This window comes from Fluctibacter corallii (assembly GCF_025751585.1).
GTDB lineage: Bacteria > Pseudomonadota > Gammaproteobacteria > Enterobacterales > Alteromonadaceae > Fluctibacter_A > Fluctibacter_A corallii.
The window spans coordinates 642,708-656,794 of record NZ_JAOWKX010000001.1; the positions used below are offsets into that span (position 1 = coordinate 642,708).

Consider the following 14,087-nt stretch of genomic DNA (forward strand, 5'->3'; position numbering starts at 1 on the left):
GCAAGTGCTCCCTATTTTATTATCAACTTATTAGCTAATTCAGTATATATTTAAGCAGATTCTCGACGGATGTTCGCGCCAATTCCTCTGAGCTTTTCCTCAATTTTCTCATACCCTCGATCAAGATGGTAAATACGATCAACGGTCGTTTCACCATCAGCCACGAGACCCGCAATAATTAAGCTGGCAGAAGCGCGTAAGTCCGTTGCCATTACCTGAGCTCCTTTAAGGCGAGGAGTACCATTGCATACCGCACTATGAGCCTCTAACGCAATATTAGCGCCCATACGCTGAAGCTCAGGTACGTGCATAAAACGGTTTTCGAAAATAGTTTCAGTTACCACACCCGTTCCCTCAGCGACACAATTTAGTGCTACGAACTGAGCTTGCATGTCAGTTGGAAAAGCAGGGTGTGGGGCCGTTTTAATATTGACACATTTGGGACGCTGACCTTTCATATCTAGCGATATCCAATCGGCACCTGTTGTGATTTCAGCACCTGCCGAGCGAAGTTTAGCTAACACGGCCTCTAAGGTATCAGGAGCAGCCGCTTCGCATCGCACACTTCCACCGGTGGCAGCCGCTGCCACGAGAAATGTGCCTGTTTCAATACGATCTGGTAATACACGATAATGACAACCTTCCAGGCTTTTCACACCTTCAATCGTGATAGTATCAGTGCCAGCACCCGATACGTTGGCACCCATACGATTTAAACAATTCGCCAAGTCGACAATTTCAGGTTCTCTTGCCGCATTTTCGAGAATAGTCTTACCTTCAGCTAACGCCGCTGCCATCATCAGATTTTCAGTGGCGCCAACGCTGACGATATCCATGAAGATAGTCGCGCCTTTCAGACCGCCCTCGGCTTTTGCTCTGATATATCCACCTTCTACTTCGATAGTTGCGCCCATTTTTTCTAGGCCAGCCAAATGCAAATCAACAGGCCTCGCACCAATCGCACAACCACCAGGAAGAGAAACGTTTGCTTCATGATACTTTGCCAACAACGGCCCAAGTACTAAAATAGACGCACGCATTGTTTTCACGAGCTCATATGACGCCGTGAAATTACCGACAGAAGTCGGGTCTAGCTCCAATACACCCGATTCATGGCGTTGTATTTTCACGCCTAACTCAGTCAATAGCGCAATACTTGTATTGATGTCGCGAAGATTTGGTACGTTGTCAAAATGACAAGGAGAATCGGCCAGAAGCGATGACATCAATAATGGCAATGCGGCATTTTTTGCACCAGAGATTGTTACAGTGCCCGATAATGCTGGGCTAGCCTGAATAACCAACTTGTCCATGGTAACGCTTTACTGCTGTGGCATATTGAACATTTTCTCGCGTGACCATTGCTCAACTGAAAATGTTTTAATTGAAATTGCATGCATCGATCCGTCTGCAATTTTGTCTTTCAAAGGTGCATAAATAAACTGTTGCTTCTTCACTCTCGACATATCACCAAATTTATCGCTAACAGCAATAATTTGAAAATGAGAGCCATCACCTGTCACGTAGACTTCATCTAGGCCTAGTTCATCTTTCAACAAAGATGCAATCTGGTCGTTATCCATTGGGTTTACCTTGTAGGTTAAATTTAGAAAAGACTATTCTAACGGTAAAAGCGATGTCGCATCGCTTATATCAGCGAGTTTACGCAAACTATCTGGTACGTTTTTGAATGACAAGGAAATCTGCTCGGCATCTGCAAACCCTGTTAATTCAATCATTGTTGCCAGTGTAGCAGAATCTACCTTTACCACCTCAGTCATATCAATAACAAGCGCGTTGTTCGACTTTACGGCCTGCAAAACATGCTTTTTACGCTCTGACCAATCACGCGTGACAGTGGTGCGGTTAAAGGCACCACGTAGTTCAATTATACCGTCTTGATCTCGAATTACTTGAAGAGACGACAATTACGCTTCCTCATCACGCTTTTTGATTTCTATAGGTTGCTGAACTTTTTCACGCATAAGCGCGATCACCTTATCAACACCTTCTTGACGCAAAATGGATTCAAATTCTTTTTGCTTACTAGACAGCACGCTGATACCTTCAGCGACCATGTCGTATGCTTTCCATTCATTCGTTTTTGTATTTTTACGCACTTTGAAAGCAAGCTTAATATCTGGACGTCCAGGTTCTTTAACGATAGCTCTAACCGTTACATTGTTGTCACCTTCAACATCACTGACAGGCTCAAACTGTACAGTTTGATTGTCATAGTAACCAAGTGCAACCGCATACGTAGTAATGAGATATTCGCGAAATACTTGAATGTACTCCACCAATTTATCTTTAGGTACTTTTTTGAAGTATTTGCCTAAAACCTTATACGCAGAAAACTTATAATCTACGTACGGAAGCAGTTCTTCTTCCATTATTTGCTTCAGTAAATCAGGGTTTTGCTTGATCTCAGGCTGTTCGTTTTTAATTCTATCGAAGGTCACTTGTGCAACTTCATGAATCATTTCATACGGATTCTCGTATTCCTTCTGCTCAGCCATTGATGGCATTGACACCGCAGACACTAAAACTAGCACTACAGTTGAAACCCAAGCTTTAATATTCGTGTACATGGAAACCCCTAATTAATCGTTATCGCGGCTAAAGAGGAACTGACCAATTAGATCCTCTAATACTAACGCAGACTTCGTGTCTTCAATATAATCGCCTTCTTTGAGCATTTCTATCCCATCAAAGGTGAACCCAGGCTGAAATCCGATGTATTGCTCACCCAATAGGCCGGATGTCAAAATAGAAACTGAACTCGTTTCAGGAAACTCGTTGTATTCTTTGAAAATAGCTAGCTCAACAACTGGTGTATAGTCATCTGGATCAAGAAATATCTTTTCAACTCTGCCGATGGTTACGCCCCCTACTTTGACGGCAGAACGCGGTTTAAGCCCACCAATGTTGTCGAACTTAGCAAGAAGCTGATAGGTGTCTCCATTTCCACTCATGCCCTGATTGGCGACTTTCATTGCTAACATCATGGTGGCAGCAAATGCAATCACCACAAATAGGCCGACCATTAATTCAATCTTACGAGATGCCATTTCTCATTTTCCCTCTAAATACCAAACATCAGCGCGGTAAGAACGAAGTCTAATCCAAGCACTGCTAATGAAGAATACACAACGGTTTCGGTCGTTGCTTTGCTGATCCCTTCAGACGTTGGGACAGCATCGTAACCTTTAAACACACTTATCCAGGTCACCACGAATGCAAAGACAATGCTTTTAATCACGCCATTAACGACATCCTCTTCCCACTCAACGGTTGCTTGCATAATTGACCAATAACTTCCTGCATCTACGCCAAGCCAATCAACACCGACAAGATGACCGCCTATAATGCCCACCGCACTAAAAATAATCGCTAGCATCGGCATTGAAATAAGACCGGCCCAAAGGCGTGGTGCGATGATGCGGCGCAATGGATCTACGGCCATCATCTCTAAACTACTAAGCTGTTCCGTAGCTTTCATCAGACCAATTTCTGCGGTCAATGCTGAACCTGCTCGCCCTGCAAATAACAGGGCGGTCACCACAGGTCCTAACTCTCTTAGCAAAGAAAGTGCAACCATTGGCCCAAGGCTTCCCTCTGCGCCATAATCCACTAAAATAGTGTACCCTTGCAGCGCCATAACCATGCCAATAAATAAGCCAGAGACGACAATAATCGACAATGACTTCACCCCAACTACATGCATTTGTTTGATAACTAAAGGGAAATGCTTAATAGGTTGAGGTTTGGCTACGACTGCTCCCCACAAAATTTGTGTTGCTCGTCCGATAGCACGTAATTTATTTAACGTGCCAGCTCCAACATCCGCTAACCAGCTAACCAACGTGCTTCTCCATAAGATCTTCTTTCAATTCATTTGCCTTAAAATGAAACGGTACTGGACCATCCGCTTTACCTTGCAAAAACTGTTGCACCAACGCCGACTGGCTTTGCTTGATTTCATCAGCCGTTCCCTCACCAATTATTTTTTGCTCAGCAAGTATGTAAATATAATCGGCTATCGTCAGCACTTCGGTGACATCATGGGTGACGACAATACTGGTTAAGTTGAGCGCATCATTTAATTCTTTAATCAGTTTTACCAATACCCCCATTGAGATAGGGTCTTGCCCTGCAAAGGGTTCATCGTACATGATTAACTCAGGATCTAACGCAATAGACCTAGCCAATGCAGCTCTTCTCGCCATCCCTCCGGATAGCTCTGCTGGCATCAAATTAGCCGCGCCACGTAATCCAACGGCTTGTAATTTCAATAATACAATCGTACGAATCAAAGATTCAGGCAGGTGCGCATGCTCTCGCAGCGGAAATGCCACGTTGTCGAATACTGACATATCGGTAAATAGTGCACCACTTTGAAACAACATACTCATTTCACGGCGTGCAGTAAAAAGTGCTGAGCGTGACATGCTAGGAATAGATTGCCCTTTAAAGCGAATATCACCACTGTCAGGTCTGAGTTGGCCACCAATCAATTTCAATAACGTGGTTTTGCCAATACCACTGGGGCCCATCACCGCGATAATTTTGCCTTTCGGAATGGTGAGAGAAATACCATCGTAGATTTTTCTTTCCCCTCGAGAAAAACTTAAATTATCAATTTCTACCAAATTATCCATTAATTATATAAATCCCAAGCTCACATTCAGGTATGCAATGCGGTAAACAGGTGCTTAATATGCGGTTAGTCTACACTTTTTCAAGCAAGTTCAACAAAATCAAAACGTAACAATATATATAAGGTGGTAACCTATCACATTGAAGCAAATATCGATGGTCGCTCTAAAATCATGATAAATAAACGAGCTTAACTTACTGTGCTCTACTTCTATCGCAAATTGCTTAGAAAAACGCCTTTTAACCCTTGAAAGTTTCTTCTTTAGATACAAGGTTATAGGAAATGTTTATAGATTTTGAGACAATCGCTCACGCGTAAACACGTTGCCTGTGCTCTAACACAACTTCGTATGTACGATAAAAGACGTTGCCACTTGCTAAATGGCAAAGATCAAGTTGGCTCAATGTTTATACGCCGCGTAATTATACGCACATGTTAGCCTAAAACATAGTCTGGAAAAGTTAAGAAGATTAAACTGTGATAACTCAATGTATTATTTTTCTCATTGGCCTCGCTGTCTTAAGTTGGAGTGCAGACCGATTTGTATACGGGGCATCTGCATTAGCCAAAAACTTAGGCGTCAAGCCTATGGTTATTGGGCTTACAATAATCGCTATGGGCTCGTCGGCTCCTGAAATTGTTGTCTCCGCCGCAGCATCAATCTCTGGCAATACCGACACAGCAGTAGGTAATGCTATCGGCTCCAACATCACTAATGTCGCTCTAGTACTTGGCGTGACAGCTCTACTCAAGCCGTTGATCGTTAGTTCTACTACAATTAGACGAGAAATGCCCGTGTTATTACTTATCACGTTGTTGGCATTGTACTTTTTGTATGATAATCAATTGACCTTCGTTGAAGGTGCCATTCTTATTGCGTTACTTATCGCGATGATAGCAGCACTAGTGTGGATGTCATTAAATGTAGAAAAAGGCGACCCCATAGAGAAGGAAACCGAAGACGAAATTCCCACAGGCGTTTCCACTGGCAGTGCAATTTTTTGGATTGTTGTCGGGCTGATCATGCTGCCTCTTAGCGCGCATTTTATGGTAGAAGCCGCCGTATTTATTGCGCGTCACTTCGGACTCTCTGATCTTGTTATTGGCTTAACCATTATCGCGTTGGGCACGAGCCTCCCTGAACTGGCTGCGAGCGTCGCGGGTGTACTAAAAGGAGAAGACGACTTAGCTCTGGGGAACATTATCGGCTCGAATATTTTCAACATATTAGCAGTGATGGCCATGCCAGGGCTTATTGCTCCGGGACTTATTGACCCTAATGCCGCATCACGTGACGGTATTGCGATGCTACTAATCACAACACTCATGATTATTTTTAGCTTTAATATCCGCGGAACAAGACGTATTAATCGCTATGAGGGTATTGCCTTAGTGGGCTGCTTTATTGGCTATCAATACATTTTATTCGCCTAAGTTTGAGTAAACGTTCATGATTACAAACTATACGCAATCTGCATTAAACGTTCTGGATATTGAGCAGCGAGCCATTCAACATATAAAACAGTTCATTGACGATAACTTTACCAGGGCATGCCAACTTATTCAGGAGCGAAAAGGCAAAGTCATAGTCACGGGCATGGGTAAATCAGGTCATATTGGTAAGAAAGTAGCCGCCACTTTGGCAAGCACCGGTACACCGTCCTTTTTTATGCATCCCGGTGAAGCCAACCACGGCGACCTAGGTATGTTAGAAGCCAACGATGTTATTTTGGCCATGTCTAACTCTGGTGAAACAGAAGAAGTTATTGGCTTATTGCCTGTAATTAAACGCCTCGACGTGCCGATGATTGCCTTTACAGGCAATCCTAAAAGCACCTTAGCGATTCATGCCAATGTTCACGTTTGCATAGCGGTGGAGGAAGAAGCATGCCCGCTTGGTTTAGCGCCGACAGCGAGCACCACAGCCACTCTCGCTATGGGTGACGCGCTCGCGGTTGCGCTATTAGAAGCAAACGGCTTTACTTCTGATGACTTTGCATTGTCACATCCGGGAGGTAGCTTAGGCAGAAAGCTACTTTTAAAGTTAAGCGACATCATGTTTACAGGTGATCAGTTGCCTCTTGTTAGACCCACTGAAACCATTAGCGACGTCCTATTAGAGATTTCTCAAAAAGGCTTAGGCATGGCAGGCATTATTGATGACAAAGGTAAGTTGCTTGGTATTTTCACCGATGGCGATCTACGCAGAATTCTCGACCTAAAAATTGATATTCATCATACGCAGGTTCAAACCGTTATGACGAAACGAAGTATCACAGGGTCTCCAGACATGCTGGCCGTTGAGGCACTGAATATCATGGAAGACAAAAAAATAAATTCTATGTTTGCAATAGATAACAAGGGTAAGCCCGTCGGCGCACTGAATATGCACTTGCTACTTCGAGCGGGGGTAGTGTAGTGACAACAATTGATACACTTTACGGTGCCCTTCCTATCAATATATTCAAAAGCTTGAGCGGTATAAAACTCGCAGCCTTTGATGTAGATGGGGTTTTTTCAGACGGCCGTATTTACATGGGAAATGATGGCGAAGAATTAAAAGCCTTCAATACGCTCGATGGGTACGGTGTAAAAGCAATTATGAAACTGGGCATTGAGGTGGCAATCATTACTGGCCGACGCTCTCATATTGTTGAAAATCGAATGCAATCTCTTGGCGTAAAACATATTATCCAGGGCGAAGAGGGCAAGCAAAATGCTTTAGCAGTACTGCAGCAGTCTTTGAATATACCTTCCGAGTCTACCCTTGCCGTTGGCGATGATATGCCTGATATTGGTATGTTTAATCAGAGTGTACTTGGAATTGCAGTCTGTAACGCGCACCCTTACGTTAAACAGCAGGCTGATTACATCACCACATGCAAAGGAGGCTTTGGCGCAGTAAGGGAAGTATGTGACTTATTACTTCAAGCGCATGATCAGATTGATATGAATCATGGAAGTAGTGTATGAATCGTATTACCCTGAGCATATTACTGTTGTTCATGCTTGTCTTGGGTATTTATGTTCCAAGCTGGGTGTCAGACGAAGCCGCACAAAAAACGCCTTCGGTAGATGAGTCTCTCAGACCCAACTATCAAGCACACAATATGCGAAGCACGTTTTATAATGCTGAGGGTGAATTAAACCATTTGGTTTATGCAAAAAAAATGGAGCATTATCAGCTCTTAGGGTTCACGCTATTTGAAACGCCTCAGTATACCATTTTTGTAGAGAATCAAGCAGAGCCATGGCAACTAGATGCCGAAGAGGGCACACTGTATGAAAACGAGATTATACGCCTTGAACACGAAGTAGAAATCCGCACATTAAGTAATAAAGGTTATGTGCAAACGATTAAAACTGAATTTCTCGAAGTGAATTTGAAAGACAGAACGATGATGTCTGACCAACCTGTAGAAATTACGGGGCAGAACTTCGTTATTAAGAGTAAAGGGTTTACTGCTAATCTGGAAACCCAGCAATACGAGTTAAAAGACCATGTACAAACTGTTTACGCGCCTTATTAGTGTCGCATATATTGGCAGCGTATGCCTATTGTCTTTCCATGCTAACGCTGGTAAAGATGATTTTAATCAACCTATATTTATAGATTCAAAATCTAATTTTTTTGACGGAAAAACCAAAACGTCAGTATTCCGAGAAGATGTCAGTATTAAGCAAGGTACGTTAGACATCAAAGCTGATGAAGTAGAAGTCATCGCGTTGGCTGGTGACGGCAAAGAAATATTCATCGCTCGCGGTAAACCGGCCATTTACACACAAAAAATGGATGACGGCGAAAAAATAACAGCAAAAGCCGATGAAATTAAATACGAAGTTGAAAACCGTACGTTAACGCTAGAAGGCAATGCTGAGCTAAGCCAGAAAGGTAGCATGGTAAAAACCCAGTCTATCGTATTCAATATGGCGCTACAGCAGCTTATCGCTGAGGGTAACGAAAATGAAGAAGGGCGCGTCCGAACGGTATTTCAACCGAACGTAATTAAACAAGACAAAAACAATAACGAGCAAAAAGGTAAACAGTAGTCATGGCCACTCTCAGTGCCAGTAATTTGGCTAAGTCTTATAAGTCGAGACAAGTAGTTCGAAATGTGAGCTTGGAAGTGGCTACCGGCCAAATAGTTGGCTTGTTAGGGCCTAACGGTGCAGGAAAAACCACGACCTTCTACATGATTGTAGGGCTTGTTCCCCTAGACAAGGGGGAGATATTTATCGATCAAAGCGAATTAACATTGCAACCTATGCATGTAAGAGCGCGTAAAGGTATCGGCTACTTGCCTCAGGAGTCTTCTATTTTTCGAAAGTTGACCGTATATGAAAATATCATGTCGATTTTACAAACACGTAAAGAGTTATCCAGTGAAGAACGAGAAGAAGAAGCGGATGCCCTACTCGATGAGTTTAATATCAATCACATCCGCAATACGTTAGGAATGAGCTTATCGGGTGGAGAGCGGCGCCGCGTTGAAATCGCTCGCGCCCTAGCAGCGAATCCAGAATTTATTTTATTGGATGAACCCTTCGCGGGTGTTGATCCCATCTCTGTAAATGATATAAAGAAGATCATAAAACATTTACGAGATCGCGGCATTGGCGTTTTAATCACCGATCACAATGTGAGAGAAACCCTAGATGTATGTGAAAAGGCATACATCGTCAGTCACGGAGAACTGATCGCGTCAGGCACCGCGGATGAAGTATTAAATAATCAGCAAGTCAGAGATGTATACTTGGGCGAGCAATTCAAGCTATAGTTAACGTAACAAGAAGTAATCAACCTCTATGAACGTTTTTTATTTCAGCATTTTTGGCTATTAAAACGAGCAACAACAAGATATAAATGAAACCCTCATTACACCTAAAGTTTAGCCAACAACTGACAATGACACCTCAGCTGCAGCAGGCCATTAGACTGCTGCAGCTTTCTACGCTCGATTTACAGCAAGAAATTCAAGAAGCGTTAGAGTCAAACCCTTTGTTAGAGGTTGAAGAAGGAACTGACGGCAATACTGAATCTTTGAATGGCGAAAGCACGAGAGACAAAGAGCAGCAAACTGCAGACAACGTATCCTCTGATAGCCTAGAAACGGGTGATGCACTTGAAAAAAATGATCTCCCTGATGAGCTTCCAATAGACAGCACATGGGACGAATATTACAGCGCATCTTCTGCGCCAGCCCCTTCCTCTTCAGGCGCTGACGACGAGCAAATTTTTCAGGGCGAAACGACAGAAGACATCCAAGATCACCTTCTCTGGCAAATGCGCCTGACACATTTCAGCGAGACCGATACTGCTATTGCTATTGCTATTATCGATTCTATTGATGAATCAGGTTATCTAACGGTATCCACCGAAGACATCCTTGAGAGCCTCGATCAAGAGGATGTAGAAATCGATGAAGTAGAGTGCGTATTGAAGCGCATCCAGCTTTTTGACCCTATAGGTTCAGGTTCGCGTTCACCACAAGAGTGCCTACTGATTCAATTGAATCAGTTTAGCCAAGACACACCTTGGCTGGAAGAAGCGAAACGCATTATAAAAGACTTTTCAGACCTGCTAAGCAGCAAAGACTATAGAACGCTCATGCGTAAGAGCAAGCTCAAAGAAGATGAACTACGTGAGACCATGCGCCTGTTACAAACCCTCAATCCAAGGCCTGGCAGCGCGCTAATTACGGGAGAACCAGAGTACGTTATTCCTGATGTGTCTGTGTTGAAGAAAAATGGGCGCTGGGTGGTAGAACTTAATCCCGATAGCTTACCCAAATTGAATGTAAACCAACAATACGCAGCCATGAGCAAAAATGCTCGGAATAGCAGTGATAGCCAGTTTATTCGCTCTCACATGCAAGAAGCGAAGTGGTTTATTAAAAGTTTAGAAAGCAGAAATGATACCCTACTTAAAGTAGCAAACTGCATTGTTCAACAACAAATTGGCTTTTTTGAACATGGGCCCGAAATGATGAAACCCATGGTATTGAATGACGTAGCCGAAATGGTAGATATGCATGAATCTACAATTTCTAGGGTAACCACACAAAAATACATGCATACACCACGCGGTATTTTTGAACTAAAGTATTTCTTTTCAAGCCATGTCGCAACAGACTCTGGCGGCGAGTGCTCGTCTACGGCCATTCGTGCTCTGATTAAAAAACTGGTCGCAGCCGAAAAGCCAGATAAACCATTAAGCGACAGTAAGATTGCCCAATTGTTAGCCGACCAAGGTATAAAAGTGGCGCGGCGAACAATAGCAAAGTACCGGGAATCGCTATCGATACCCCCGTCAAACCAGAGAAAGAGTCTTATCTAGACTCGCTAAACAGAAGGAAGACGCGTTATGCAAATCAACCTAACTGGTCACCATGTGGAAATTACAGATTCTCTTAGAGATTATGTAGACAACAAGTTCACCAAATTAGAGAGGCATTTCGACCACATTAACAACGTTCATGTCATCCTCAACGTAGAAAAACTTAATCAAAAAGCCGAAGCAACGCTTCATTTAAATGGCGCAGAAGTCTTTGCAAGTACCGAACACAATGATATGTATGCAGCCATTGACAGCTTAATCGATAAGCTTGATCGTCAAGTGATCAAGCACAAGGAAAAGCTGAAACGCCATTAACACATTCTGATCATATTAATGGAAATTAAAGACATACTTTCCCCTGACTGCACACATTGTGCAGTTCAGGGCACCAGCAAAAAACGTATTCTCGAAATTATTAGCCAAGTTGTATCAGATCATTTACCTAGCCTTGAACCTTCGCTTATCTTATCAAGTTTGCTATGTAGAGAAAAAATGGGAAGCACTGGTATTGGCAATGGTATCGCTATTCCACATGGTCGCATAGAGGGGCTTGAGGAGGTTGTGGCTGCGCTTATTACCAGTGACACAACGGTGGAATTTGACGCTATTGATAATAAACCCGTCGATATATTCTTTGCGATTTTTGTGCCCGAAGGCCAAGCAGAAGGGCATTTACAAACGCTTGCTATGATTGCTGGAAAACTCAACGATAAAAACACCATCAAACGCATTCGCTCAGCAAGAGGAAACGTGCAACTCTTTGAGGCGATTACGCAATGAAGCTCATCATCATTAGTGGGCGATCTGGTTCGGGAAAATCAATCGCATTGAGGGCGCTTGAAGATTTAGGGTATTATTGCGTAGACAATATTCCCGTTAACCTTCTTCCCACACTCACTCATACTGTTGTAGATGAGTACGATCAGGTGGCTGTCAGTATAGATGTAAGAAATCTTCCCAAGAATCCACAAGAGTTAGTAGAAATTCTAGACTACTTACCTGCGACCTGGGAGATGACAATACTCTATTTGGATGCGAGTGACGACGTTTTGTTAAAGCGCTTTAGCGAAACACGTCGATTACATCCATTGTCTAAGCAAAACAAGTCGTTATCGGATGCCATACGGGCCGAAGCCGAGTTGCTAGCGCCTATCGCAGAGCGCTGTGATTTATATCTTGATACAGATAAATTGTCTGTTCATCAACTGGCGGAATTGGTAAGAGAACGTATTCTAGGTAAAAAAAGCTCTAGGCTTGTTTTGGTATTTGAATCATTTGGATTCAAGTACGGTATTCCTAAAGATGCTGATTACGTGTTTGATGCGAGATTTCTTCCGAATCCACATTGGGAACCAGATTTAAAACATTTAACGGGGCTAGATTCCCCCGTTGAGATCTTCTTGGGCTCGCAACCCATAGTTACAAAATTTATTTGGCAGATACAAAACCTGATTTCAACTTGGCTACCTCATTTAGAACGTAATAACCGAAGTTATGTCACCGTAGCAATTGGATGTACAGGGGGACAACATCGCTCGGTCTATGTGTCTGAGGCCCTAGCAAGAAACTTTCGCGGTGAACATCCTGACGTTCAAATTCGACATAGAGAACTCAACAAATAATGCGCGTTGAAAAAACCCTTACCATTGTTAACAAACTCGGCCTGCATGCTCGCGCGGCGACACAGCTCGTTAAACTAGCACAAACGTTTGATGCTGAGGTTACGCTTGTGCAAGGTAACAAGCAGGCATCAGCCAACAGTGTACTTGGATTAATGATGTTGGAAAGTTCTCAGGGCAAAGAGGTAACCGTCATAAGCGAAGGGCATGATGCAAACGAGGCCCTAAAGGCGATAGAACAGCTAATTGTTGAAAAGCGTTTTAACGAAAAAGAATAAGGGGGACTCAGCCCCCTCACCTGATAATTACGAAAGTTTTCTTATTTGGCTTTACGTCTGAAGGCGATACTGGCCACACCTAATAACATAAGCGCTAAAACGCCTGGCTCAGGAACGGCCGTCGGGTTAGATGCGCGTGATACGCCATCTAGCCATACGCTCCAGAACGACCCCATGTTGATACTATTCGCAGGTTGAGTCCAATCACGCAGTAGTATTGGTGCCTGACTGTCAAAATTAAAACCATCTGATAGCTGACGACCATTGGCCCTGTTGTTATATGTCGCTACGGTAAACAGGTAATCACCTGCCGCCAAAAAGTCGATAGTAAATCCAGAGTCAAATCTGGTCTGTGTGCTCGGGTTAATATTGTCGTTGTCGTCATCTTCCTCAATTAAACTACCGTTTGCATTCCACAAGGCGGTAATTGGATCAAAGTTCGTGCCATCTCGGAAAGAATCCGTCCATACACGTACGTTGGTCGCATCTTGATCCAAACTAAAATACGTGTAAATAACGTCGTTGTGGTAGGTAATATTCCCTGTAAAGTTAATTAATGCGGCATTCGCACTAGCAGACATCTGTAATGCTAATGCAGCACATAAAAGTTTAACTATTTTAATCATTTCTCACTCCTTTAAATAGACACACCTACAAAGGCAAACATCATGCCAAATTCTATTTAATTGATTTATAAGGCTTTTAATGTCATATCAGTCATAAGAAAGGTCAGACTTGTATAAATTCATGACACTCCCCCCTTTTATCCGTTAAAACTACCAAAAATACACTTTTATCAATTTATTTTCTCCGTCAATCACTAAACTTGCGAAATAGGTTCTTTTTACTGGCAAAATTTGGTAGTCTTTTTTACCGATATAGGTAAAAGGATGTGTAAATGATTGATTGCCATATTCATGACTATGTAGAGATTGCATGCATGTATCGAATCGACGTAGAGTTAACTCTAGTTTCAGGCGATAAAGTATTAGGGAAGCCTGTGACAACTGGCTATGACGAGCTAAAAAGGGAATGCTTATATCTTGACGTAAGCCCACACCCAGCAGCAGCGCTAGACAGCATGAAAGAGCCATCACGCGCCGCGATCGTACTTGATGACGTGTTAACCATGAAAGCCATTGAAACCAATCAGCATTTCAATATGATCGATTTTCGTCAATCAGCATGAATTT

Annotated in this window: 20 protein-coding genes; 12 read left to right on the forward strand and 8 right to left on the reverse strand. The window is 43.0% G+C overall.

The window, feature by feature from the left end:
* Nucleotides 1-50 precede the first annotated feature (50 nt).
* The 7 genes from murA to mlaF are packed head-to-tail and all read right to left on the reverse strand — an operon-like array spanning nucleotide 51 to nucleotide 4,661.
* On the reverse strand, nucleotides 51-1,313 hold the full coding sequence (murA, locus tag OE749_RS02895) for a UDP-N-acetylglucosamine 1-carboxyvinyltransferase (protein ID WP_263710843.1): 1,263 nt from the start codon (nucleotides 1,311-1,313) through the stop codon (nucleotides 51-53).
* Between the two features lie 9 nt (nucleotides 1,314-1,322).
* A complete protein-coding gene (locus tag OE749_RS02900) occupies nucleotides 1,323-1,583 on the reverse strand; it encodes a BolA family protein (protein ID WP_263710844.1) in 261 nt (86 codons plus the stop codon).
* A 33-nt stretch (nucleotides 1,584-1,616) separates the two neighbouring features.
* On the reverse strand, nucleotides 1,617-1,928 hold the full coding sequence (locus OE749_RS02905) for an STAS domain-containing protein (protein ID WP_263710845.1): 312 nt from the start codon (nucleotides 1,926-1,928) through the stop codon (nucleotides 1,617-1,619).
* Nucleotides 1,929-2,591, reverse strand: coding sequence for a phospholipid-binding protein MlaC (gene mlaC, locus OE749_RS02910; protein WP_263710846.1), 663 nt, complete (start codon nucleotides 2,589-2,591; stop codon nucleotides 1,929-1,931).
* Between the two features lie 12 nt (nucleotides 2,592-2,603).
* Nucleotides 2,604-3,071 (reverse strand): outer membrane lipid asymmetry maintenance protein MlaD, encoded by a 468-nt coding sequence (gene mlaD, locus OE749_RS02915; protein WP_263710847.1) that lies wholly within the window; start codon nucleotides 3,069-3,071, stop codon nucleotides 2,604-2,606.
* Between the two features lie 14 nt (nucleotides 3,072-3,085).
* Nucleotides 3,086-3,865, reverse strand: a complete 780-nt coding sequence (gene mlaE, locus OE749_RS02920) for a lipid asymmetry maintenance ABC transporter permease subunit MlaE (protein ID WP_263710848.1) — start codon at nucleotides 3,863-3,865, stop codon at nucleotides 3,086-3,088.
* Nucleotides 3,858-4,661, reverse strand: coding sequence for a phospholipid ABC transporter ATP-binding protein MlaF (mlaF, locus tag OE749_RS02925; RefSeq protein ID WP_263710849.1), 804 nt, complete (start codon nucleotides 4,659-4,661; stop codon nucleotides 3,858-3,860). The genes mlaE and mlaF overlap by 8 nt, the downstream gene beginning before the upstream one ends.
* Before the next feature lie 476 nt (nucleotides 4,662-5,137).
* On the opposite strand from mlaF, the gene OE749_RS02930 reads away from it, so the two are divergent.
* The 11 genes from OE749_RS02930 (at nucleotide 5,138) to OE749_RS02980 (ending at nucleotide 12,894) form a co-directional block, all read left to right on the forward strand.
* Entirely contained in the window at nucleotides 5,138-6,094 is a 957-nt protein-coding gene (locus tag OE749_RS02930) for a calcium/sodium antiporter (protein WP_263710850.1), read from the forward strand.
* A gap of 16 nt (nucleotides 6,095-6,110) precedes the next feature.
* Nucleotides 6,111-7,079 (forward strand): KpsF/GutQ family sugar-phosphate isomerase, encoded by a 969-nt coding sequence (locus tag OE749_RS02935; RefSeq protein ID WP_263710851.1) that lies wholly within the window; start codon nucleotides 6,111-6,113, stop codon nucleotides 7,077-7,079.
* On the forward strand, nucleotides 7,079-7,633 hold the full coding sequence (gene kdsC / locus OE749_RS02940) for a 3-deoxy-manno-octulosonate-8-phosphatase KdsC (RefSeq protein WP_263710852.1): 555 nt from the start codon (nucleotides 7,079-7,081) through the stop codon (nucleotides 7,631-7,633). The genes OE749_RS02935 and kdsC overlap by 1 nt, the downstream gene beginning before the upstream one ends.
* Nucleotides 7,630-8,190: an LPS export ABC transporter periplasmic protein LptC gene (gene lptC, locus OE749_RS02945; RefSeq protein ID WP_263710853.1), complete on the forward strand. Its 561-nt coding sequence runs from the start codon at nucleotides 7,630-7,632 to the stop codon at nucleotides 8,188-8,190. The genes kdsC and lptC overlap by 4 nt, the downstream gene beginning before the upstream one ends.
* A complete protein-coding gene (gene lptA, locus OE749_RS02950) occupies nucleotides 8,162-8,710 on the forward strand; it encodes a lipopolysaccharide transport periplasmic protein LptA (RefSeq protein WP_263710854.1) in 549 nt (182 codons plus the stop codon). Before lptC ends, lptA begins: the two co-directional genes overlap by 29 nt.
* A 2-nt stretch (nucleotides 8,711-8,712) precedes the next feature.
* Complete coding sequence (gene lptB / locus OE749_RS02955) at nucleotides 8,713-9,438, forward strand: LPS export ABC transporter ATP-binding protein (protein ID WP_263710855.1); 726 nt, start codon at nucleotides 8,713-8,715, stop codon at nucleotides 9,436-9,438.
* Nucleotides 9,439-9,524: 86 nt separating this feature from the next.
* A complete protein-coding gene (locus OE749_RS02960) occupies nucleotides 9,525-10,997 on the forward strand; it encodes an RNA polymerase factor sigma-54 (protein ID WP_263710856.1) in 1,473 nt (490 codons plus the stop codon).
* Between the two features lie 27 nt (nucleotides 10,998-11,024).
* Nucleotides 11,025-11,312 carry a ribosome hibernation promoting factor gene (gene hpf, locus OE749_RS02965; RefSeq protein ID WP_263710857.1) on the forward strand — a complete coding sequence of 96 codons (288 nt, stop codon included), beginning with the start codon at nucleotides 11,025-11,027 and terminating at the stop codon, nucleotides 11,310-11,312.
* Nucleotides 11,313-11,330: 18 nt separating this feature from the next.
* Nucleotides 11,331-11,777 (forward strand): PTS IIA-like nitrogen regulatory protein PtsN, encoded by a 447-nt coding sequence (gene ptsN / locus OE749_RS02970; protein ID WP_263710858.1) that lies wholly within the window; start codon nucleotides 11,331-11,333, stop codon nucleotides 11,775-11,777.
* Complete coding sequence (gene rapZ / locus OE749_RS02975; RefSeq protein ID WP_263710859.1) at nucleotides 11,774-12,619, forward strand: RNase adapter RapZ; 846 nt, start codon at nucleotides 11,774-11,776, stop codon at nucleotides 12,617-12,619. Before ptsN ends, rapZ begins: the two co-directional genes overlap by 4 nt.
* A complete protein-coding gene (locus tag OE749_RS02980) occupies nucleotides 12,619-12,894 on the forward strand; it encodes an HPr family phosphocarrier protein (protein WP_263710860.1) in 276 nt (91 codons plus the stop codon). The genes rapZ and OE749_RS02980 overlap by 1 nt, the downstream gene beginning before the upstream one ends.
* A 41-nt stretch (nucleotides 12,895-12,935) precedes the next feature.
* Here OE749_RS02980 and OE749_RS02985 read toward each other — a convergent pair whose 3' ends face one another.
* The gene (locus OE749_RS02985; RefSeq protein WP_263710861.1) at nucleotides 12,936-13,520 is read right to left on the reverse strand and encodes a PEP-CTERM sorting domain-containing protein; all 585 of its coding nucleotides are present in this window, start codon (nucleotides 13,518-13,520) and stop codon (nucleotides 12,936-12,938) included.
* 272 nt (nucleotides 13,521-13,792) lie between these two features.
* Here OE749_RS02985 and OE749_RS02990 point away from each other — a divergent pair, with 272 nt between their 5' ends.
* Complete coding sequence (locus OE749_RS02990; RefSeq protein WP_263710862.1) at nucleotides 13,793-14,083, forward strand: Rho-binding antiterminator; 291 nt, start codon at nucleotides 13,793-13,795, stop codon at nucleotides 14,081-14,083.
* Nucleotides 14,084-14,087: the final 4 nt, after the last annotated feature.